This window comes from Aurantiacibacter sp. D1-12 (genome assembly GCF_028858515.1).
Classification (GTDB): Bacteria; Pseudomonadota; Alphaproteobacteria; order Sphingomonadales; family Sphingomonadaceae; genus Alteraurantiacibacter.
Window position 1 is genome coordinate 96,329 of record NZ_JAPJZJ010000005.1, and the last position, 21,381, is coordinate 117,709.

Here is a 21,381-nt window from a genome sequence, read left to right on the forward strand (position 1 = left end):
CTGCCCGCCCGCAGCGGGCGCGCAGCGAAGCGGAGCGCGTCTAGCGAGGACGCATCGACGGAGGTCGATGCGCAACACAAGTGGCCTTAATTATCATCTTCCTTGCCATCAGAGGCATCAGCGGTATCGACACCAAGGTCGTCATCGCCGCCAAGGTCAACGTCATTGTCCGGCGAATCGTCATCTTCATCGATATCGTCCAGATCATCATCGGCGAGATCGGAATCCTTCTCGTCGTCTTTCTTCTTCTTGTCGTCCTGTTCGTCGAACGGGATCGGCTGCTTGGACTTGAGCACAGGCTCCGGCGTCCATTCGTTGCCGCATTCGATGCAGGTGACCGGGTCTTCATTGCCCAGGTCATAAAAGCGTTCACCGCATTTGGGGCAGCTGCGCTTGGTACCCCATTCTGGCTTGACCATTTCGTTGTGTCCTTAATCCATCCGGAGAGCTTCTCCGGGAAATTCGTATGCGATTGCCGATAGTGCGGAATCACGAGCGGGCGCGCCTTGCCATAGGGCACACCCCCTGTCAAAGCGCCGATGAGAGACGCGATCAAATAGGTAGCCCGTTGAGCCATTCCAACACCCCCTCCCCCAAACGCTTTGCAAGCAGCGGCGCGCTGACCGGGCGGATCGCTGTGCCGGGCGACAAATCTATCAGCCACCGTTCGCTAATGCTGGGTGCGCTGGCGGTAGGCGAAACGCGGGTTTCCGGTCTGCTGGAAGGCGAAGACGTACTCGCTACTGCCGCCGCCATGCAAGCGATGGGGGCAACGATCAATCGCGGTAATGACGGCACATGGGGCATTCACGGCGTGGGTGTCGGATCGCTGCTCCAGCCCGAGCAGGCGCTCAACATGGGAAACAGCGGCACAAGCACGCGGCTGCTGATGGGCCTTGTCGCCAGCCACCCGATCCGCGCGGCCTTCACTGGCGATGCCAGCCTTTCCAATCGACCGATGGGCCGTGTGATTACTCCGCTCAGCCAAATGGGCGCGAGCTTCGAAGCAAGCCCCGGTGGCACCCTCCCGCTGATGCTGCGCGGTATCTCGCCCGCAGTACCGATCACTTACCGCCTCCCCGTTGCAAGTGCACAGGTGAAGAGCGCCGTTCTGCTCGCAGGTCTCAATACCGCTGGCATCACCCGCGTGATTGAGCCAGTGCCGACGCGCGACCACTCAGAGCGCATGCTGCGCGGCTTTGGTGCCAAGCTGGAAGTTGGCGAGGAGAACGGTGAGCGCGTTATCGAAATTCACGGTGAGGCTGATCTTCAGCCGCAGACCATTACTGTGCCGGGCGATCCTTCGTCCGCCGCCTTTTTCACCGTCGCCGCATTGCTGGTACCGGGCAGCGACCTTGTGATCGAAAATGTCGGTCTCAACCCCACACGCGCTGCGCTGTTCGATGTGCTGCGCGATATGGGCGGAAGCATCGAGGAGCTGGACCGGCGCGAGGTCGGAGGCGAGCCGGTCGCGGACTTGCGTGTGAAGCATTCAGCACTCACCGGGGTGGAAGTCGATCCCGCAGTCGTTCCCGCAATGGTCGACGAATTCCCGATCCTTTTCGTCGCTGCTTCGCTTGCCCAAGGCACCACAATCACTCGCGGCCTCGAAGAATTGCGCGTCAAGGAAAGCGACCGCCTTGCCGCGATGGCTGCCGCGCTGACTCTGGCAGGTGCGAAGGTGGAAGAGTACGGCGACGGACTGGTGATCGAAGGCACCGGAGGCGATCCGCTCCCTGGCACGGCAGACGACACCTGCGTGACCACCCATCTCGACCACCGCATCGCCATGAGCATGGCCGTGGCGGGTCTTGCCAGCGACAACGGTGTGGAAGTGGACGATACCGCGCCAATTGCGACCAGTTTTCCGACCTTTGAAACACTACTTGCAGACGCTACCTCTGGCTGAACCCCATTCAAACGGAGACCTAACCCATGATCCGCCGCTTTATCGCCCCCGCCTTGCTCACCCTCGCCGCGTGCTCCAGCGCGGTGCAGGCCGCAACATACGAGATGTTCCGAGATCCCAATTGCGGCTGCTGCGAGCAGTGGGCCGACCATGTCCGCAGCGAAAACGAAGTAACTGTCAGCGAAGTCGAGACTGCGCAGATAAACGCGGTCAAGACATCCAATGGCGTGCCGCAGGACCTTTGGAGCTGTCACACAGTGCTGGTCGATGGCTACGTAATCGAAGGCCACGTGCCCGCCGAACAGATCGCCCGACTGCTCGAAGAACGCCCCGCCGGCGTGCGCGGCCTCGCCGTTCCGGGCATGCCCGTCGGTTCTCCCGGCATGGAAATGGGTGACCGTGTGGACGCCTATGACGTGATTGCCTTCACCGATACCGGCGAGCGCTACGTTTTCGCGAGCTACGGCGCTTCGTGAACACACCGCTCGACATCTATTCGATCATCGGTTTCATCGGTACAGCCTGCATTATCGGGGCCTATTTCTACCTGACTGCGGTCGAGAAGCCGAACCCGTGGGTACTCCACGGCACCAACCTGACAGGCGCCGCTCTGCTCACCATTTCGCTGCTGGTGCACACCAATTGGCCGAGCCTTGTGCTTGAGGGTTTCTGGGCGGCGATTGCGCTGTGGGGGCTTTGGAAGGCGTGGTCCGCGCATCAAAAGCGCGCTGAGGAGAGCCAACCATGATCATCGCCGTCGACGGGCCTACCGCCTCGGGTAAAGGTACGATCGCCAAGGCGCTCGCCGCGCATTTTGGCCTGCCGCACCTCGACACGGGCCTGCTTTACCGCGCGGTGGGCAAGCAGGTTGCCATCAATGGCGGCGATCCGGATTCTCCCGATGACGCGCTGGCAGCAACCACCTTTCCCGATAGCCTGCTCGATGATCCCGAGCTGCGCAGCGAGGCGACCGGCGGCCTTGCGAGCCGTGTCTCGGTCCATCCGGCAGTGCGCCAGGCGCTATTCGAGCGGCAGCGCGCGTTCGCCATGCAGGATGGCGGCGCTGTGCTCGACGGTCGTGATATCGGCACCGTCGTTGCGACCGATGCCGATGTGAAGCTGTTCATCACCGCCAGCGTGCAAGCGAGGGCGAAGCGTCGCTGGCTGGAAATGCAGGGCAGGGAAATGGAAATCACGCTTGATGCAATCGAGCAGGACATTGCCGCCCGCGATGCGCGAGATACCACGCGCAAGGATGCGCCGTTGCGGATTGCCGAAGGTGCGCTGGTGATAGACACCACTGCTCTCGGCAAGGATGAGGCGATTGCGGCTGCGATTGCGGCTGTTGAGGCTGCCAAGGCCTCCTGACCAGACCTTACTCCGCCGGTTGCGGCTCCATCAGGCTGTGGACCTCTGCCTTGAGCCCCTTGGCCAGCCCAAGCGCCCACAAACCCTCAACCGCCATGAACAGTGGTCCGTGCAGCAATCCGCGCAGGTCATCGACGAAGGCAGGTTTGCGCCCTTCCCAGTGGTGACCGAGGAACTGGAACGCCCAGCCCACTACGAAGAGGCCGATACCTCCGCCAATCCACGCGGTGGTGGAGACTGCGGCAATTTGCACACCCACGGCATAGAACAGCGCCAGCAGAACGGTCATCATCAAACCGGCCTTGGTGTCGAGCTGGAGATACCAGACGGCGGCTAGCACATTCACGATAAGCGCCGGAGTGGCCGCCACGCCCAGCAACGGCACCATGAAAACCGGTCGCGCGAGCAATACATCAATCGCCAGCACGATCATGGGAACGCCGACGGCATGGGTCAGCACATTGCGACGGTCACGGTGATATTCGCCGTAATTGGCGAGAGTCTGTGCAAGTGTCATTTCACTTTCCTACACGCAAAATGCGCTGGCAGGAAATGCGCATATGGAAAAACCGCCCCGCCGCTGTCCTGTCAAAGTGTCAACTTCGCCCTTGACCGTGTGTCCCGCGCAATTCTGCCAATTATGCGGATTTGGCGGCATCGTCACGATGTCAACTTCGTCAATTTTGTGGCTGGCGAAAACGACCAGGCCGATTCCTTCGCCAAGACACTGTAACAGGTGTAACAGGTTAGCCTTGGTAAGATCCGCGGCACGCCTGCACGCCCCACCCCATTTCGCTTGCCTTTCCCCTCCGTATCGCCTAGGCGCGCGCCCGTCTCTTGCATCACTGGATGTACATGGACCCGGGCGGTGGCATTCGGCTTCGCACGGAATTCGGCCTCTTGCCCCGTACACCTTTGCAATGGTGCGAAGGAGACGGACCAAGACCCGGGGAAAACCCGTGGCCGGTAGCAAATGTGAACAGGAACTCTAACCTATGGCAACTTCTGCCAATCCAAGCCGCGACGATTTCGCGGCAATGCTCGACGAACAGCTCGGTGGAGCTGATGGCGGTTTCGAAGGCCGCGTCGTCAAGGGCACCGTGACCTCTATCGAAAATGGCATGGCCATCATCGATGTCGGCCTCAAGAGCGAAGGCCGCGTAAACCTCAAAGAATTCGAACGTGGCGATGACGCGCACGGCCTCGAAATCGGCAGCGAAGTCGAAGTCTTCGTTGACCGTGTCGAGAATGCCGACGGCGAAGCCATGCTCAGCCGCGACCGCGCGCGCCGCGAAGCCGCCTGGGACAAGCTGGAAAGCGAATTTGGCGAAAACTCCCGCGTGGAAGGCCGCATCTTCGGCCGCGTGAAGGGTGGCTTCACCGTCGATCTCGACGGCGCCGTGGCCTTCCTCCCCGGTTCGCAGGTCGATATCCGCCCTGTGCGCGACGTCACTCCGTTGATGGACATGCCGCAGCCGTTCCAGATCCTGAAGATGGACCGTCGCCGTGGCAACATCGTCGTTTCGCGTCGTGCAGTTCTCGAAGAGACGCGTGCGGAACAGCGCAGCGAACTGATCGACAAGCTGGCTGAAGGCCAGATCACCGATGGTGTCGTGAAAAACATCACCGATTACGGTGCCTTCGTCGACCTCGGCGGTATCGACGGCCTGCTGCATGTCACCGACATGAGCTACAAGCGCGTCAACCACCCGAGCGAAGTGATCGAGATCGGCCAGACCGTGACTGTCCAGATCATCCGCATCAATTCCGATACGCAGCGTATCTCGCTGGGCATGAAGCAGCTGGAAAGCGATCCGTGGGAAGGCGTTGGCGCCAAGTATCCGGTCGGCGCGAAGGTCACCGGCCAGGTCACCAACATCACCGAATACGGCGCATTCGTGGAACTGGAAGCCGGCATCGAAGGCCTCGTCCACGTTTCCGAAATGAGCTGGACGAAGAAAAACGTCCATCCGGGTAAGATCGTCTCGACCTCACAGGAAGTCGAAGTGATGGTTCTGGAAGTGGATGCCGAAAAGCGTCGCATCAGCCTTGGTCTCAAGCAGGCCCAGCGCAACCCGTGGGAAGAGTTCGCCGAAGCGAACCCGGTTGGCGCAACGGTTACCGGTGAAGTCAAGAACGCGACCGAATTCGGTCTGTTCATCGGCCTTCCGGGCGACGTCGACGGCATGGTCCACATGTCCGACATCGCATGGGGCATCTCGGGTGAAGACGCCCTCGCCCTGCACCGCAAGGGTGAAGAGGTTCAGGCCGTTGTTCTCGATGTCGACATCGAGAAGGAACGCATCAGCCTCGGCATGAAGCAGCTCGAAAAGGGCGCACCGGCAGAAGGCGGCGCTGGCGATGCCTTGCGTCGTGGCCAGGTTGTCACCGTCACTGTTCTCGAAGTTCGCGATGGCGGCCTCGAAGTTCAGGTTGGCGACGATGGTGCTACCGGCTTCATCAAGCGCTCGGATCTCGGCCGTGACCGTGACGAGCAGCGTCCGGACCGTTTCCAGACCGGCCAGAAGGTCGATGCCATGGTCACCGGTTTCGATCGTTCGAAGAAGCCGAACTTCTCGATCAAGGCACACCAGATCGCCGAAGAGAAGGAAGCAGTTGCACAGTTCGGTTCGGCCGACAGCGGCGCTTCGCTCGGCGACATCCTCGGCGCCGCTCTGAAGGGCGACGACGACAAGAAGTAAGAGCTCAGCTCTTCTTCCCGAAAGGGATCAGGAAAGGCCCGTCTGCGAAACCCGCAGGCGGGCCTTTCCTACATCTGCCGGATGTGTAAGCTTGGCGGCATGGCCCTTGAAATCCACCAGTTCCCCTGCCTGTCCGACAACTACGGCTTTCTCGTTCACGATAGCGAGAGCGGCGAGACGGCCTGTATCGATACGCCCGATGGCGAGGAATACTTGAAACAGGCCAAAGCCAAGGGCTGGACGATTACGGCGATCTGGAACACGCACTGGCATCCCGACCATGCGGGTGGAAATGAGGCGATCAAGGCCGCAACCGGCTGTACGATCATCGCGCCGCAGGAAGTCGAGCGGATCTCGACTATCGATCATGTCGTGAGCGACGGGGACACGGTGTCACTTGGAGCCCATGAAGCGCGCATCATCGATGTTGGGGGCCATACAAACGGCCATATCGCGTACCATATGCCTGATAGCTCACTCGCCTTCGTTGGCGACAGCGTGTTTGCCCTCGGCTGCGGTCGGATGTTTGAAGGCACGCCAGAGCAATTCTGGGCCAGCTTGGAGCGGCTCAAGGCGCTTCCTGCGGACACTGCCCTCTACTGCGCGCACGAGTACACACAGGCCAATGCGCGCTTCGCTCTACATGCCGATCCTGGCAACGATGAGCTGGTGGCTTACGGGCAGGAGATCGGCCGCAAGCGTGCGGCAGGAACACCCACGGTGCCGACAACGCTGGAGCGCGAGTTGGCTACCAACCCCTTCCTGCGTGCCGACGATCCCGACATGATGGCCCGCTGGGGCGGTGATGCCCCACACGAGACCTTTGCTGCTCTCAGAGCAGCAAAGGACGCGTTTTGACTTAGTCGTTCAGGACGAAAGTGATCTTGAGCGTACAGCGCCATTCGGTAATGGCATTGTCGTTCACCGTGCACTTGATGTCACTGACCCAGACGCCGGAAATGTTGTTGAGTGTCTTGGAAGCCCGGGCGACGCCCTGCTTGACGGCATCTTCGATCCCTACGGTCGAGGAACTGATAACTTCGGTAACTTTTGCAATAGACATAGCTTTTCTCCCTTGAGTTGATGGATATCAACTCAAGGGATAGCTCGCGGTAACGTTCCCGAAATTACAGCTTGTTACAGGCTGTCGATCACGTCGTCTGCCAGCGCCTTGTCGGCGTCGGCATCGTGGTTGGCAGCGATCAGCGCGGCAGCAGCAGCGGTCGAGGCATTGGCAGCTTTCGCCTTGAGCTCGTCCACTGCGGCACGCTCGGCCGCGGCAATCTTGTCCTGCGCCATACGCTCGCGGCGAGCGACCATTGCAGCGGTGTCTTCCTTCGCCTTCTTGACGATACCGTCCGCCTCTTTCTTGGCGTTATCGAGCATGGCCTCGGCGTCCTGTTCTGCACCGGCAATCTTGTCGGCATATTCCTGACGGAGTGCCTCGGCTTCGGCGCGCAGCTGCTTGGCTTCTTCAAGGTTGTCCTTGATCGCCTGGATCTTGCTGTCGAGTCCGCCAGCGATGGTCTTGTGAACCTTTGCCACAAAGAACACGAACAACAGCAGGACGGCCATGGAGATGGACACCCACTGGTAAGGTTCGAGGCCAAGCAGCGTCGGATCGACGTGGCCTGTGCTCTGCCCGTGTGCCGCTTCGATGAATACTTCCGCGGGCTCGGTCTCGAAGACTTCTGGCGTGCTGGTATTAGACACGGCTCATCGCCTCCTTCACGGCGGACTTGGCAGCCGCCTTGGTCGCTTTCACACCGGCGAGGCGCTTGGCGATATCCTGCGCAGCTTCGGTCGCCACAGCCTCGATCTCGGCACCAGCTTCCTTGCGGCTTGCTTCGATGCGCGCCTCGGCCTCTTCAAGCTGCGTATCAATCGCAGCCTGCACCTTGGCGAGCTTGGTGTCAGTGGACTTCTGCGCCTTGGCCTTGGCCTTGTTCACAAGATCCTGAGCCGCTTCGCGATTGGCGTTTTCACGCTGGCGCCAGGCTTCCTCAGCCTCATCCGCCGCATCGCGAGCTGCCTGCGCAGCTGCAAGGTCATCCGCGATCTGCTTGTCGCGCATGCCAACAGTATCCATCACCTTGGGGACCATGCCCCGACCGATGACGAAAAACACGAAGCCGAAAGTGATCAGCAGCCAGAACAGCTGGCTCGACCAGATTTCGAACATTTGATCTATCTGAGGCATGGACGGATTCCGCCTATTGGCAACAAGTCAGGTCAAAACCGGCCGGACGCGAACCGCTCGGCCAGTCAAAGTCGATTAGACGAAGAGGATGATCATCGCCACGACGAAAGCCAGCAGGCCGAGAAGTTCGGCTGCGGCGAAGCCGATGAACAGGCGACCCTGCTGGCCGTCTGCTGCACCCGGGTTACGCAGTGCGCTTTCGAGGAACGAGCCGAACACGTTACCCACACCGATGGCGGCCATGCCGGCACCGATAGCGGCGAGACCAGCACCGAGCATCTTTGCAGATTCGAGATCCATTTGAATTTCCTTTCAGAGGTAAACTTGTAAGCGATTAATTCGGGTTGAACTTAGTGCAGATGCTCTGCGTCATTTATGTAGAGCGACGAGAGCAGCGCAAAAACATAGGCCTGGATACCGGCAACGAGGATTTCCAGCGCGGAAATGCCGATCATCAGAACGAAACTTGGCACGCCCACCAGCACGCCGTATCCGGCGCCAGCATTCCAGCCGTTGATCACAAAGCCCGACAGCACCTTCAGAAGGATATGGCCGGCCATCATGGCAACGAACAGTCGCAGCGCGAGGCTGAACGGGCGGAACAGGAACGAGACGAACTCAATCGGCGCGATCACGAAGACCATCGGCAGCGGCGTACCTGCAGGTACGAACAGGCTGAAGAAGTGCAGCCCGTGCTTCCAGAAACCGACGATGAGGACGATCGCGAAGCTCATGATCGCGAACACGCCAGTCACGGTGAAGTGGCTGGTGAAGGTGAACGGGTGAACGCCGATAAGGCCGACCGGTAGCAGACCGAGCAGGTTAGCGAAGAGGATGAACATGAACAGGCTGAAGATGTAGGGCACGTATTTGCGCCCTTCCTTGCCGATGTTCGCATCCAGCATATCATCGATAAAGCCGGTAAAGGTCTCCACCATCATCTGCCAGCGACCGGGCACAAGCTCGCGCTTCATTCCACCAAGCATGAAGACGAACAGCACCACAGCGGTGATCGTCATCCACAGCGCGGAATTGGTGAAGGCAATGTTGTAACCCGCAATATTCCAGTCCTGGCCGAGCAGAGGCTCGACGGTGAACTGGTACATCGGGTCGACCTTGGCTGATTCAGCTGCCACGTCTGTCTTGTCCCTTGCGCTTCTTAACTGCCGCTGCCCGCAGAGGGGCCGCTGCCTGAATTACGAATAATGTTCCTGAAGGCGACCACGATCCCGAGGAACAGGCCAACCAACAGAGCCCAAGGATTGACATCGAAAAACCATCCAACGGTCCAGCCGACTACCAATCCACCGAAAACACCACCGACCAGATCTGCCAATGCCCGATTGCCGGCTTTCTCGCTGGCAGAGGCACCTTTGACCCGTGGCTGGTTGCGTTGATCTTCTCGCTCGCGTGCAGCTTTCAGCCGCTCTTCGAGCGCGTCAATCCGCGCATCCTCACCGATGGGTTCCCGTGCGGGTTTCTCGTCGCTCATGCCTTCTCCTTCGTGTAAGGGTTATGGCACGGGCAAAGAGGTGCCCGCCAAGGGCGCCGCCCCCTTAGAAGGGGGGTGTTGGCGAGTCAACACGTCCAAAGGTGGAAAAGGACCTTATCGGGGAAATAAAATTGTCATCGTGGCCGGTCGTAATCACTCGGCTACGGCGCCGTCCTGCGCAGCGTCGTCATCTTCGCTTTCGTTCGGCTCCCAGTTATCCTGCTCGCACAGATTTACAGCCTCGGGATTCCCGCTAGCGCGCGCTTGCAGACAGGCGCCTGCCGCCTGCGAGTAGAGACGTCCGTCGACCGGTTCGGTCGGCATGTCGCAGCCATTGGCCTCAAGCAGCGTGAGCATATTTGCCAGCCGCGCCTCGTAGTGGACGACCGAGAACTGCGCGAGTGCAGTCGGATCAATGTCTGGATTGTCAAGCGCACCCTGCGCGCGCATCTGGTTGAGCATCACGGCTTCACCCAACTCGCCTGAAGCCCGCTTTTGCAGACTGACAAGGTCTTCCTGCAGGGATTCGCACACAGCGATCTGCTCATCTGTCAGTGCAGGCTCACCAGCCTGGTTGCAGGCGGAAAGGACCAGCGCGGTGAGACCGAGGGCGGGAATGGCAAGAAGCGACGTGCGCATAGAAAATACCTTTGGGTGTCTGAAAAGTCACCCGCGGGCTACGCGTCATGCCAGTGGGTTTCAACCCCGGCTACGGACACCGCGGGTCGCGCAGCGGAGCACCCTGCCCGCGCTGCTGCCAGGTTCCGTCAGGAGCCTGATACATCTCGCCCGGTGTCGTGCGTGCGATGGCGAGACAGCCAGCGGTGAAGGCGTATTCTTCCAGCGTTGCATTCTCCGCCTGCGCACGCTCGGCATAGACCGCACGGCGGCGAATGTTGATGTCGTCCACCATCGCCTGCAGCGACGGGTTGGATGCGCCGACGATGCCAAGATAGCCATCCATCTTCTCGCCGACCTGCCCGTTATCGCGGGCAGCCTGATAGGCAGGATCGCGCTGCGCGGAGGCAGGTGAAGCCACAAGACCAATGGCAAGCGCCGCAGCGGTTGCGGCAATAAGGCTTTTGCGCGTCATCATCAGTCCAACTCCAAGTCGCCGATCAAAAAATATCGGCATTTTCGTCAATCGTGTTTTCGGCATCATCTGCCAAGCGGTAGATGACTTCCTGAGTTATATTGATGTTGAGCTCGATCACGATCGGCTCATCAGGTGCTTCAAGATTGATACACCCGCCGAGCGCCAATGCACCCAACATCGCTACCAGTCCCATGATCCGCTTTGCCCCGTTCATGGCGGGACTATGCGCATCCCGGGCGCAGGTCGTCAATTTCGCAAATGTCATCGCATGGCCTCGCTTTCGGGGGGCTGAATAGTCTCGTCTGGTGATTGTTCACGTCGGCGTTCGTCAGGTGGCACCAGCGCATCGCTTAGTTCGCGTGCGGCTTCCTCGGCGGCAGCCTCGTCCTGTGCGTCCACCGTCTCTTGATCCACGGCATCGCGAGCGCGGGTGCCATCGCTGAGTATCAAGCCGAGATCGCGCGGGTCGCGAACACTGGCAGGATCATAGAGCGCGCGCAGCGAACTCATGAGTTTGAAGAATGGTGCGCGGATATTGATCCGCAGCTCTATCGGCAGGTCCGCGATGGCGCGGCTGACGAAATTTCTGCTGGCACTCGGTCCCTGGCTGATCCCTTCGAAGCGGACCTGCGTCACCAGTTCCCCGGTTAGCGGGCCGTTCATGTCGATTTCCATGCGGTCGTAGGCGAGATCGCGCAAGGTCTGGAACGCGTAATTGGCGAAGAAGCCCATATCCTCGTAAGTCAGTTCACCAATGTAGGAGAGGTTGCCGCCGGGTTCTCTCGAAATGAGCTGACCGCCGACAAGATGGCCATTGCCTTCCGGGTCAAAAATGATGGGTATCGTGCCGTCGAACGTACCGCTCGCGGCAAGATTGCTCATCTCCATCCGCTCGATGAAGCGCGCAGCCTGCAAGCCTTCGATCTCCATTGTGTATGTGCGGTATTCCTCCACACCGATATTGATGTCGACGGGGTGCATCCGCAGCGTCCCGCCCATGAATGGCCAACTCCCGCCAGTCACGGCGAGCGTCTCTCCATTGATCAGCCGGAAGCCTACTTCCCCGTCATAGACCTCGATGCCCGGGTTGATGGCGGCGAGCCGGATACGCTGGTCAGGAGCGGTCGTGCGGCCCAGCAGATCGGTGAAGACGACCGCACCGCTCGCACCCTGAACCGGTCCGAATGGCGCCGCCAGATCGAGCGAATCCGTGGAAAATTCACCGGAGCTTGTTACCGCCTCGGGCGTCCACTCGATCCGCCCCTCGCCGGTAACTGTCCCCTCCATATTCGCCACCACGCCCAGCGCGAGCTGCGTAAGGTCGGTGATTTCGAGGCGTTCTCCAAAGGTGATGCCGGGTACAGCGAGCCTCGCGTTGCCCGTGGCGGTGGCAAGGTCGTGTGCGATGGTGACATCTGACACCACGCTGTCGCTACCCGGATGGCGCAGCAGTGCGTCTGCCGTGATGCGGTTGTCCGCCAACGTCAGGCTTGCACCGCGGGCATAGAGCGGCTGGAACCGGTCGACCTCTTCGCGGTCCTCCAGCATGAAGCGGACCTCGTCGATCTCCAGACGGCTGTCGGCGTAACGCCAGGTCCCGCTGGCCTCCAGAACATCGAGTGGTACTGCCCCGAGGAAAACATCCACTCCGGAGAACTCACCACCGATATCCTGTGCGAACAGATTCGCCCGCAGGTCCGAGATCACGAAATTCTGCCCGCTCTCCTGCGGTCCGAGACCGATCTGCATGTCCCGCGCTGCGAGAGCCCCCGGATAGGCAAAACCGATGGGGCCACTTGCAACCCGCAGAGGCGTTTCTGCCAACTCGCCAACCAGATTGAGCGCGTTGGTCCCCGCAGCCAGACGCAATCCGGAATTGTCATAGCGCAGGATCGGTTGACCCTGCGCGGGACAAAGCCGGAGCGCCTGTCGCGCAAGTGTAAGGTTGGAATAGGCCAGCCGGTCGAAACGCATGTCACGGCAACCGTTCCAAAGCGCAATCGCGCCATCGCCATTGACCGTTCCATCCACCGGCAGCCGCAGGTTGTCCGCAAAACCGCCCGGAAGAGGGCCGCTCGCGAGCACTTCCCCGTCCAGCACGAATCTATCACCGGTTCCTTGCGAAATCGCCATTCGGGGCACTGCAAGACGCGCCTCACCAGCCGCATATTCGCGCATGGTCATGCGGAAAACGAGCGCACCGCCACGTGCCTGCTCCATCCGGCCGGAAATCTGCGGCAAGCCTGTGCCACCGGTCAGCACATTGCCGGAGAATGCAGGCAGACCGCCTTCGCCTAGACTGACGGTGGTGCGTGAAAGGGCGAGAATGCTTGCGCCGCTCGATCCACGCAATCGCGCCTCGGGAACCACGACACTGGTCAACTCGCCCATTCGCCGCGCATCGAAACGTGCGCTCAGCTCGCTCCCGGCCAATTCGCGCCCAAGGTTGCGGCGCAACCGCGTGAGAAGCGGCGCAGCAAACGTGCCTTCGCTCGATACGGCAAGCCCTGCGAGCTGTGTGTCGAGCGCCTCGCCCAACTCGATGGCTTCTCCGGCAACATCTCCCTCTACGTCGACCCGAGCGAAGCTATCGGTCGCGCGCACTCTCCCGTCGACGGAAAGCAAGCCCGCACTGACCGCCCCCGTCGCGAGATCGCGCAGCCCAAGATCATAAAGCGCCACGAGCGCTCCATCCCGCCAGCTGAAACGCCCTTCTCCAGTGATCTCGCCCGAACGCGTATCGCCAACCGTTGCGCCGGCGAGAGCGAGGCCATAATCCCCTTCAAAGTCGACGAAGTTGCGATGGGTGAGCACATCCAGTTGCACTGCAGCGCCTTGCAGCGCCAATTCGGTGTCGGGACAATCAAGCGCATCAAACCGCAGCGGACCCACGAAATGTGGGCGTTCGGCATCGATAGAGGCGGTACCGTAAATGCTTGGCGCTTCGAGAAAGCAACCGCCTAACACGACATCTTCGCCAACCGCCGCAAGCTCTGCATTGAACCCGCCGCGCAAGTGACCGCCACCGTCCAGCCGGAAGCCGACCCGTCCGAAGTCGGCATCGAGCATTCCCCGACCGTCCTCGATGAACAGTTCCATGTTGGGAAATTCGCCTTGTGCCTCATCCTCGGTGAAGATCAGCGGATCGAGCGCCCCGAAACTCAGCGTGCCGTCACGATAGGTGCCGTAGAGGCGCGGCCGCACGATCCGTAGCTCGGCAATATCGGGCAGACCCCAACGCGGCGAAAGGCTGAGCTCAAGCCGCTCTATGGTCATGTCAGGTTCGTCAGGATCGCCAATCACAAGGTTGGTGAGCACTTGCCGCGTCGGTCCGATTTCTTCAATTTCGTATGTTGCCGGCAAGCCGCTTTCGGCCAGTGCGTCGGTAATCAGGCCATCGGCGATCTGCTCGCGTTGGAACCAGCCGATTGCAAGCGTAACGAGCAGCAAGAGCAACGCTCCGCGCAGACCATTGCGCAGCCAGCTGCGCTTGCGACCCTTCTTCGGAGACCCGGTTTCGTCTGCAGCATCCTGCGCCATTATGCATCAGGTCTTGCGCGAGCTTGCCCGTAAAGGCAATGCACCATTGCAAGGGGGCATGCGAAGAACATGGCGCAAGGTGCCGAAAATCCGCCGAAAAGCACTCCGCAGGGCGCAGCGGGCCACCGTGCGCGCCTGCGCGAACGGCTGCTTTCGGGCGGAGCAGAGGCGCTCGCGGACTACGAAGTGCTCGAATATCTGCTGTTCGGCGCGCTTGCTCGCGGCGACACCAAGCCGCAAGCGAAGGCACTGCTCGACCGCTTCGGGTCGCTCGCAGGCGTACTGAATGCCGATGCCGGCGCACTCAAGCAGGTAAAGGGCGTGTCCGATGCGAGCGTCGGTCAGATCAAAATCGCCGCGCTTGTTGCCCGGCGCATGGCCCGCAGCCAGGTGGCAGACAAACCCGTGCTGGGCAGCTGGCAAGCGCTGCTCGACTACCTCGCGATCGACATGGCGCACCTCAATGTGGAGCGCGTGCGCGTGCTTTACCTCAACACCAAGAATCGCCTTCTGCTCGATCACCTTGTGGGGGATGGCACGGTGGACGAAGCCGCTATCCACCCACGCGAAGTGATCAAACGCGGCCTCGATTGCGGCGCGAGCGCCCTCATCCTCGTCCACAACCACCCGAGCGGGAACCCGGAGCCCAGCCGAGCCGACATCCAGATCACCAAGGCGATTGCAGAGGCCGGACGTCACGTGGGCATCACCGTGCACGACCACGTGATCGTGGGCAGCGAGGGCCATGTGAGCCTTCGCGCGAAGGGCGTGATTTAGACCCGCCCCATTATCGCGGAGGAACAATTCCGTGACGACTGTAGATCGCCTCCAGCTCGGGAGCGATCAACAGGCCCGTCGCGATATCCTCTTCACCGCCTTCGTCGCCCGCATGCAGCCGCACGACGCCGCGCAGATAGTGCGATGCAGCCTGCCCCGGCTCCATCGCCAGCGCCTGATCGAGATCAGCAATAGCCTGGCCGAACTGACCAAGCCGGAAATAGATCAGCGCGCGGCTATCAATGGCGTTCGCCGGATTGGCCGCACGTTCGACAGCCTGCGTGCAGCGATCCAGCGCGGTGTCTAGCGCGAAGGCAAAAAGGCCGCGGAACCAGCAGTCGCCGTTCAGCGCGCTAGAATTCTGCGGGAAGGCGGCGATCATATCGACGATTATCGCATGGCCGCCCGCTACATTTCCGCCCATCGCAATGGCAGTGCCAATATCATCGTCGTGATAAGGCCGCTCATCCTCGCTCACCGGCAGGTAATCGAGCAGTTCGATCGCCTCATCGGTATTTCCTGCATAGGAAAGCAGGTCGGCCAGACCGCGCGTATTGCTGGCGTCGGGGTCAAGATCATAGGCAGCGCGCATGTCTGCAATGGCCTGATCCATATTACCAAGCCGGCGATGCAGCAGTGAACGCTGGCGATAGACCCACACTGACGGTTGTTCTTCCACCAGCATGTCGAAATCAACCAGTGCCGCATGGTAATCGAACATGCTCATCAGAAACATGGCGCGAGCGCGTTGTACCGAGTAATCGTCCTCGTCGGTAATGGAGATGGCATCGTTGTAGGCGTCAAGAATCGGCGCGGCGCGTTGCAAGCGCTGGTCTTCGGTCAGTTCCCATCGCCAGATTACGTTTTCCGGCACCGTGATTTCCGGAACTTCGCCCGCCAAGCGGCGCGCTTCACGCTTTAGGCGTGGCAGCTCGCTCGCAGGAATCTCTCCCAGCGTCGCAAAAATCTCGCTGTCGATCCTGATCGTATCGCCTTCGAGTGCGATCGTTTCGACATTCCGGACATTGGCAAGGTTGTATTCGCTGCGACCAGCATCTTCGACGATGAAGCCGGCCCCGTCCTGCGGCAGCCTGGTGACGATACTCGTCCGCACACGACCGGGACCGGACGTGGCGACGGGGATATCACGCCATTCTGGTCGGGCGCGATCGGGATTGAATGAAAACTGCTCCAGCGAATTGTCATCGGCCCAGCGCAGGCGGCCGTCCTGCCATTCGAAGCCGGTTTCGCCGATGCCTTCCACGCGGATTATCGCCGCAGCCAGATCCACATCGTAATCGATAGATATGTCACTTACCCGGGCAGATTGCGAACCGCTGAAAGATCGTGCGAGCCGTCGCATGTTTTCCGGATCGTTGGCATCGACCATCGCCTGAATAGACGCTGCCGCCGGGCCGGTTGCATGCATGTCGAGCGTAAATAGCGGCGGGAAGTCGACACCCGCCGAATGGTCCACCGTCATGGTCATCGTCATTTGCGGTTCTGCCAGATCGCGCTGGGTCATGGGAACGAGTTCCGACCCGCCTTCGCGCAGGGGCAAGGCATAGTGGAAGGGCGGAACATCGGCGAGGTTGGCAAGACGCGTCGCCGTGCTCGTCCCGTCGAGCCAGTATTCCACGCCATCGATCTCCGCCCGCACGATCATGTGATCGAATGCAGCGGGAAGCGGCAGCAATTCGGGTACGGCATCGCCAGCACGCGAACTTACCAAAACCACTTCGGAGGAAATGCCCATTTCGCGCAGCAGCGAGAGCAGGAGCACCGACTTTGCCTTGCAGTCGCCGTAGCGGATATCCCAAGTCTCATCGGCGCTTTGGGGCAGGTAATTGCCGCCATCAAGACCGTTGAGCAGGTAGCTGATTTCATCCTGCACAAGGCGCACGGCCATCGCGGTGCGGGCGCGCGGGTCATCTGTTGCGGCCATGATCTCGGCAGCGCGCTCTCGGATTGGCGAACCATCGGCGAGCTGTGCAGCCTGCTCGAAATGCGGCAGCATCACGCGGCTGAGCTCGCTCCAACTGTCGAAACTGCCGACGCGAAGGACAGGGGGACGACGGAACCGGAAGGGTGCGTCGCTTGGCATCTGGTCAGCCTCTGCCAAGGGGAGATTCACTGTCAGGTAGAGGAAACCGTCTTCCTCCACCGGATCAGTTAGCGCAACGCGATCTTCAGCACGCCAGTACATCTCCTCGTCCGCCGGCCAGCTCATCACTGTGCGCGAGAAGCCAACCTGCCAGGGTGCGCTGCGTAACCATTGGGTTGCCTGTACCTCGTCGCCAAGCGCCTGGTCATCAGTCGAAACCGAGTGTGCGATGCGCAACACGTCACCTTCGCGCAGACCGGGGACAGAAACGCTGGCCGTCAACTGGCCGTCGAGCAGGCGCTGTTCCAGCCCGCGTTCGCGGCGCAGTACATCGAATGCCACACCTTGCGCGACCAGATCAATTACCTCGCCGTCACGGTGAATTTCAAAGCGATGGACAGTCAGGTCACCCTTGTCCGGCAGCCAGGTGAGCGTCTGCGTGTTCTGCGCCATCAGAGCCTGCGGGTTGTCGATCCGGATCGCGGCATCGTGATAGGCAACGACCACACCGTCTTCGATGCGATACTGCCAGTCCCGCAGCAATTCGGCAGGCGCATCATCGTCTGCGAGCAGACCATCAAGGTCAGCTTCTTCCACCCATTCAGGCGTAGCGCCGTAGAGCGGATCTTCGCCTGCCTGCGCGGTGCTGCTCATAAGGACTGCCATAAGCGACATTGTCGCCAGCGAATTGCGCATTCAGATTTCCCCTGTCATCAGACGCTTAGTCGCCTACGCCATCTTTATGGCAGCGCCGTGTCCACAATTGCAATCCCTCACTATTACCCTATCCGACTTGCCAATCGCGCGCACCTGACCTAGCCGCGCTCGCAACCGCAAACATCACTTCCGGAGTCTTTCATGGTCCCCCGTTATGCCCGCCCGCAGATGACAGCGATCTGGGAGCCGGAATCGAAGTACGAAATCTGGTTCCTGATTGAAGCGCATGCGACGCAAAAGCTCGCCGAGCTGGGCGTGGTGCCCGAAAGCGGGGCGAAGGCGCTGTGGGACTGGTGGAAGACCAATCCCGGCATCGATGTCGCCGCGATTGATGCCAAGGAAGCAGTACTCAAGCACGACGTGATCGCCTTCCTCGACTGGGTGGCCGAGCAGGTTGGCCCCGAAGCGCGCTTCATGCACCAGGGCATGACCTCCTCCGACGTGCTCGATACAACGCTGGCAGTGCAGCTTGTCCGCGCTACCGACTTGCTGCTCGAAGACATGGATGCGTTGCTTGCCGCGATCAAACGCCGCGCGGAAGAACACAAGTACACCGCCACCATCGGCCGTAGCCACGGCATCCACGCCGAGCCGACCACCTTCGGCCTCAAGCTGGCCCAGGCCTATGCCGAGTTCGACCGCTGCCGCGAGCGTCTGGTCGCCGCGCGCGCCGAAATCGCGACCTGCGCCATCAGCGGCGCCGTGGGCACCTTCGCCAATATCGATCCTTCGGTTGAGGAATATGTCGCCGAGCAGCTTGGCCTGACGGTCGAGCCGGTGAGTACGCAGGTTATACCGCGCGATCGCCACGCGGCCTATTTCTCCACGCTCGCGGTGATCGCCTCCAGTATCGAGCGTCTCGCAGTGGAAGTACGTCACTTGCAGCGCACCGAAGTCCTTGAAGCGGAGGAGTATTTCTCCCCCGGCCAGAAGGGTTCATCGGCCATGCCGCACAAGCGCAACCCGATCCTGACCGAGAACCTGACCGGTCAGGCGCGCATGATCCGCAGCTACGCCATGCCTGCGCTTGAAAACGTGGCACTGTGGCACGAGCGCGATATCTCGCACTCTTCGGTCGAGCGGTTCATCGGACCGGATGCCACTATCACGCTCGACTTCGCCCTCGCCCGTCTTACCGGCGTGATCGACAAGCTATTGGTTTACCCTGACCGCATGCAGAAGAACCTCGACCGGATGGGCGGCCTCGTCCACTCACAGCGCGTGCTGCTGGCGCTCACGCAGGCCGGGATCACCCGCGACAACGCCTATCGTCTTGTCCAGCGCAACGCGATGAAGGTGTGGGAATCGGACGGCCAGCTTTCGCTCCTCGAGCTGCTGAAGGCAGATGAGGAAGTCGCGGCCGCGATGAGCGAGGAAGAGCTCGAGGACAAGTTCAACCTCGATTACCATTTCAAGCACGTGGACACGATTTTCGCGCGGGTGTTTGGCGAATAAGCGCCCCCTTCCCATAGCGGCGAGGCTCGCCTAGCATCGCGGCAATTGTTGGGTTTTGAGGAATCGACTAATGCAAATTGTACGCACTGTGATTTGGGTTCTCTTGCTCGTTGGGCTGCTGCTCTTCTCGATTGCCAATTGGGATCCGACCGTCACAGTGCGAATCTGGGATGATATTGTGGTCGACACGAAGATCCCGGCGATTGTAATCGTGTCCTTCATGATCGGCTTCGTACCGATGTGGCTCTACCACCGGGCCAGCAAGTGGGCGATGCAGCGCAAGGTTTCGAGCCTCGAAAGCGCAGCGCGCACCGCCGCAGCTACCCCCGTTGCCCCGCCGCAAGAAGAAGAGCCCGCACCGAGCCCGGCGCCAGCACCCGCGCCTGACGTTGAAGAGCCCAGCAGCGAACTCAGCCCTCCGGACGATTCCGCGAGCAGCGATAAGGCATGAGCAACCCGGTCTATCTCGCGCTCGATGTCCCGCAACTCGATGCCGCGAAGGCGCTCTGCGAGAAGGTGAAAGGCCACATCGGCGGGGTGAAGCTGGGGTTAGAATTTTTCTGCGCCCACGGCCACCACGGCGTGCACGAGATTTCGCATCTCGGCCTTCCCGTTTTTCTCGACCTGAAGCTGCATGACATCCCCAACACCGTTGCGGGTGCGATGCAGTCTATCCACGTGCTCGAGCCTGCCATCGTGACTGTTCACGCCAGTGGCGGTCGCGCGATGATGGAGGATGCCAAGGCGGCGGCAGGAGAAGACTGCAAGGTTGTTGCCGTCACAATGCTGACCAGTCTCGACGAGCGAGACTTGGAACGTACCGGCGTTGGCGGGACTCCGCACGACCATGTGATGCGTCTGGCCGACCTTGCGCATGATGCCGGGCTCGACGGGATTGTCTGCTCGGGTCAGGAAATCAAATCGGTCCACGATCAGTGGAAGGATGGTTTCTTCGTCGTCCCTGGCCTCCGCCCCGGCGGCAAGGCCGCAGGCGACCAGAAGCGCGTTGTGACACCGAGACAAGCACGCGACGATGGCGCAAGCTGCCTCGTGATAGGCCGCCCGATCAGTCGCGCGGACGATCCGCTGGCGGCAGCGAGAGAAATTGAGGGGACGCTATAATGAATCGTATGGGCAACTTTCTGGTGGCGGCGATGGTGGCGATTGGCTTGGCTACGCTTGCACAACCCGGGCACGCGCAATCAATGCGCGGTCTGGGTGCGTTTGCGATGGACCCCGCCAACGATGGCAACGCCATTCTCAGCATCACAGGCCGTGGTAGCGTCCCCAGCCCGCCGGATGTTGCCGTTTTCACTGCCGGTATCGAAACGACCGGCGCAACCGCTCAGCAAGCGCTCGCGGAGAATTCACGTGTCGCACAGCGACTGATGTCAACTCTTGATCGAGCTGGCATTGCGCCAAGGGACATTCAGACCAGCCGCATCTCGCTCCGTCCGATAATGAGTAACGAGCGTAACTCTTACGCCCGCAACTATCCGACAATGATGATGGATGGGGCCAACGAAGCGGCCATCGTAGCCGAAATGGTAATGGCTGATGCTGAAGCGAACGCAGCTGCCATGGTTTCCGCAGCAGAGGGCGAGGAGCCTCGCATCATTGGTTATCGCGCAAGCAATACAATCACCATCCGTCAACGCAATCTGGAGGAGTATGGCTCGCTCGTCGATGCGCTCGTGGCTGCCGGCGCTAACACCGTGAATGGGCCGCGCTTCACGCTGGAAGACAGCGAAAGCGTAGAGCGCGAGGCACGCGATCTCGCCATTGCAAACGCGCGTCGGGAAGCAGAGGAGTATGCGGCAGCCGCCGGCTTGCGCGTCTACCGCATCATGATGATCGAACAGGGTCAGACGAGCGGGCTATCGTCGAGCTCAAACGCGCAGTTCGGCTTCTATGAGGCGATGTCCTCAGATGCGATGTATGCGCCGCCTCCACCATCAGCACCTGGTGAGCTCAATGTAACCGTTTCTGTCGGAATCCTTTTCGAACTCACTCCCACCTAA

General features: G+C 60.7%; 24 protein-coding genes. 11 read left to right on the forward strand and 13 right to left on the reverse strand.

The genetic code is table 11. The features are described 5' to 3' along the window. Positions 1 to 86 precede the first annotated feature (86 nt). The gene (locus OOZ52_RS11510) at positions 87 to 419 is read right to left on the reverse strand and encodes a TIGR02300 family protein (protein WP_274698670.1); all 333 of its coding nucleotides are present in this window, start codon (positions 417 to 419) and stop codon (positions 87 to 89) included. 149 nt (positions 420 to 568) lie between these two features. Here OOZ52_RS11510 and aroA point away from each other — a divergent pair, with 149 nt between their 5' ends. Genes aroA through OOZ52_RS11530 form a run of 4 tightly spaced genes read left to right on the forward strand, consistent with a single transcriptional unit; the run spans position 569 to position 3,277 of the window. After that, the gene (gene aroA / locus OOZ52_RS11515) at positions 569 to 1,909 is read left to right on the forward strand and encodes a 3-phosphoshikimate 1-carboxyvinyltransferase (protein WP_274698671.1); all 1,341 of its coding nucleotides are present in this window, start codon (positions 569 to 571) and stop codon (positions 1,907 to 1,909) included. Positions 1,910 to 1,935: 26 nt separating this feature from the next. Then, positions 1,936 to 2,385, forward strand: a complete 450-nt coding sequence (locus OOZ52_RS11520; protein WP_274698672.1) for a DUF411 domain-containing protein — start codon at positions 1,936 to 1,938, stop codon at positions 2,383 to 2,385. Continuing rightward, entirely contained in the window at positions 2,382 to 2,657 is a 276-nt protein-coding gene (locus OOZ52_RS11525; RefSeq protein WP_274698673.1) for a CBU_0592 family membrane protein, read from the forward strand. The genes OOZ52_RS11520 and OOZ52_RS11525 overlap by 4 nt, the downstream gene beginning before the upstream one ends. After that, positions 2,654 to 3,277 (forward strand): (d)CMP kinase, encoded by a 624-nt coding sequence (locus OOZ52_RS11530; RefSeq protein WP_274698674.1) that lies wholly within the window; start codon positions 2,654 to 2,656, stop codon positions 3,275 to 3,277. The genes OOZ52_RS11525 and OOZ52_RS11530 overlap by 4 nt, the downstream gene beginning before the upstream one ends. 7 nt (positions 3,278 to 3,284) lie before the next feature. On the opposite strand, the gene OOZ52_RS11535 is transcribed toward OOZ52_RS11530, so the two are convergent. Continuing rightward, a complete protein-coding gene (locus OOZ52_RS11535; RefSeq protein ID WP_274698675.1) occupies positions 3,285 to 3,794 on the reverse strand; it encodes an Mpo1 family 2-hydroxy fatty acid dioxygenase in 510 nt (169 codons plus the stop codon). A gap of 478 nt (positions 3,795 to 4,272) precedes the next feature. Between OOZ52_RS11535 and rpsA the strand changes: the two genes are divergently transcribed. Both rpsA and gloB read left to right on the forward strand, forming a co-directional pair. Continuing rightward, positions 4,273 to 5,979 (forward strand): 30S ribosomal protein S1, encoded by a 1,707-nt coding sequence (gene rpsA / locus OOZ52_RS11540; RefSeq protein WP_274698676.1) that lies wholly within the window; start codon positions 4,273 to 4,275, stop codon positions 5,977 to 5,979. A 99-nt stretch (positions 5,980 to 6,078) separates the two neighbouring features. Continuing rightward, positions 6,079 to 6,837, forward strand: coding sequence for a hydroxyacylglutathione hydrolase (gloB, locus tag OOZ52_RS11545; protein WP_274698677.1), 759 nt, complete (start codon positions 6,079 to 6,081; stop codon positions 6,835 to 6,837). A gap of 1 nt (position 6,838) precedes the next feature. Here gloB and OOZ52_RS11550 read toward each other — a convergent pair whose 3' ends face one another. From OOZ52_RS11550 to OOZ52_RS11595, 10 genes are all read right to left on the reverse strand, one after another. Next, positions 6,839 to 7,042: a dodecin family protein gene (locus tag OOZ52_RS11550; protein ID WP_274698678.1), complete on the reverse strand. Its 204-nt coding sequence runs from the start codon at positions 7,040 to 7,042 to the stop codon at positions 6,839 to 6,841. A 74-nt stretch (positions 7,043 to 7,116) separates the two neighbouring features. Next, positions 7,117 to 7,692 carry a F0F1 ATP synthase subunit B family protein gene (locus tag OOZ52_RS11555; RefSeq protein WP_274698679.1) on the reverse strand — a complete coding sequence of 192 codons (576 nt, stop codon included), beginning with the start codon at positions 7,690 to 7,692 and terminating at the stop codon, positions 7,117 to 7,119. After that, on the reverse strand, positions 7,685 to 8,179 hold the full coding sequence (locus tag OOZ52_RS11560; RefSeq protein ID WP_274698680.1) for a F0F1 ATP synthase subunit B family protein: 495 nt from the start codon (positions 8,177 to 8,179) through the stop codon (positions 7,685 to 7,687). The genes OOZ52_RS11555 and OOZ52_RS11560 overlap by 8 nt, the downstream gene beginning before the upstream one ends. Positions 8,180 to 8,254: 75 nt before the next feature. Next, a complete protein-coding gene (locus tag OOZ52_RS11565) occupies positions 8,255 to 8,479 on the reverse strand; it encodes a F0F1 ATP synthase subunit C (RefSeq protein ID WP_274698681.1) in 225 nt (74 codons plus the stop codon). 50 nt (positions 8,480 to 8,529) lie between these two features. Next, entirely contained in the window at positions 8,530 to 9,315 is a 786-nt protein-coding gene (locus tag OOZ52_RS11570) for a F0F1 ATP synthase subunit A (protein WP_274698682.1), read from the reverse strand. 23 nt (positions 9,316 to 9,338) lie between these two features. Next, complete coding sequence (locus OOZ52_RS11575) at positions 9,339 to 9,671, reverse strand: AtpZ/AtpI family protein (RefSeq protein WP_274698683.1); 333 nt, start codon at positions 9,669 to 9,671, stop codon at positions 9,339 to 9,341. A 153-nt stretch (positions 9,672 to 9,824) separates the two neighbouring features. Continuing rightward, positions 9,825 to 10,310 carry a hypothetical protein gene (locus OOZ52_RS11580; protein WP_274698684.1) on the reverse strand — a complete coding sequence of 162 codons (486 nt, stop codon included), beginning with the start codon at positions 10,308 to 10,310 and terminating at the stop codon, positions 9,825 to 9,827. A gap of 70 nt (positions 10,311 to 10,380) precedes the next feature. Further along, entirely contained in the window at positions 10,381 to 10,764 is a 384-nt protein-coding gene (locus OOZ52_RS11585; RefSeq protein WP_274698770.1) for a YdbL family protein, read from the reverse strand. A 25-nt stretch (positions 10,765 to 10,789) separates the two neighbouring features. After that, the gene (locus OOZ52_RS11590; protein ID WP_274698685.1) at positions 10,790 to 10,981 is read right to left on the reverse strand and encodes a YnbE family lipoprotein; all 192 of its coding nucleotides are present in this window, start codon (positions 10,979 to 10,981) and stop codon (positions 10,790 to 10,792) included. A 47-nt stretch (positions 10,982 to 11,028) separates the two neighbouring features. Then, a complete protein-coding gene (locus OOZ52_RS11595; RefSeq protein WP_274698686.1) occupies positions 11,029 to 14,307 on the reverse strand; it encodes an intermembrane phospholipid transport protein YdbH family protein in 3,279 nt (1,092 codons plus the stop codon). Positions 14,308 to 14,376: 69 nt separating this feature from the next. Between OOZ52_RS11595 and radC the strand changes: the two genes are divergently transcribed. After that, positions 14,377 to 15,084, forward strand: a complete 708-nt coding sequence (gene radC, locus OOZ52_RS11600; RefSeq protein ID WP_274698687.1) for a RadC family protein — start codon at positions 14,377 to 14,379, stop codon at positions 15,082 to 15,084. Positions 15,085 to 15,094: 10 nt separating this feature from the next. On the opposite strand, the gene OOZ52_RS11605 is transcribed toward radC, so the two are convergent. After that, entirely contained in the window at positions 15,095 to 17,842 is a 2,748-nt protein-coding gene (locus OOZ52_RS11605) for a DUF3857 domain-containing protein (RefSeq protein WP_274698688.1), read from the reverse strand. 204 nt (positions 17,843 to 18,046) lie between these two features. On the opposite strand from OOZ52_RS11605, the gene purB reads away from it, so the two are divergent. From purB to OOZ52_RS11625, 4 genes are all read left to right on the forward strand, one after another. Further along, positions 18,047 to 19,360 (forward strand): adenylosuccinate lyase, encoded by a 1,314-nt coding sequence (purB, locus tag OOZ52_RS11610; RefSeq protein WP_274698689.1) that lies wholly within the window; start codon positions 18,047 to 18,049, stop codon positions 19,358 to 19,360. A gap of 88 nt (positions 19,361 to 19,448) precedes the next feature. After that, positions 19,449 to 19,811 (forward strand): LapA family protein, encoded by a 363-nt coding sequence (locus OOZ52_RS11615; RefSeq protein ID WP_274698690.1) that lies wholly within the window; start codon positions 19,449 to 19,451, stop codon positions 19,809 to 19,811. Next, positions 19,808 to 20,482, forward strand: coding sequence for an orotidine-5'-phosphate decarboxylase (gene pyrF, locus OOZ52_RS11620; RefSeq protein WP_274698691.1), 675 nt, complete (start codon positions 19,808 to 19,810; stop codon positions 20,480 to 20,482). Before OOZ52_RS11615 ends, pyrF begins: the two co-directional genes overlap by 4 nt. Beyond that, entirely contained in the window at positions 20,482 to 21,381 is a 900-nt protein-coding gene (locus OOZ52_RS11625) for an SIMPL domain-containing protein (RefSeq protein WP_274698692.1), read from the forward strand. The genes pyrF and OOZ52_RS11625 overlap by 1 nt, the downstream gene beginning before the upstream one ends.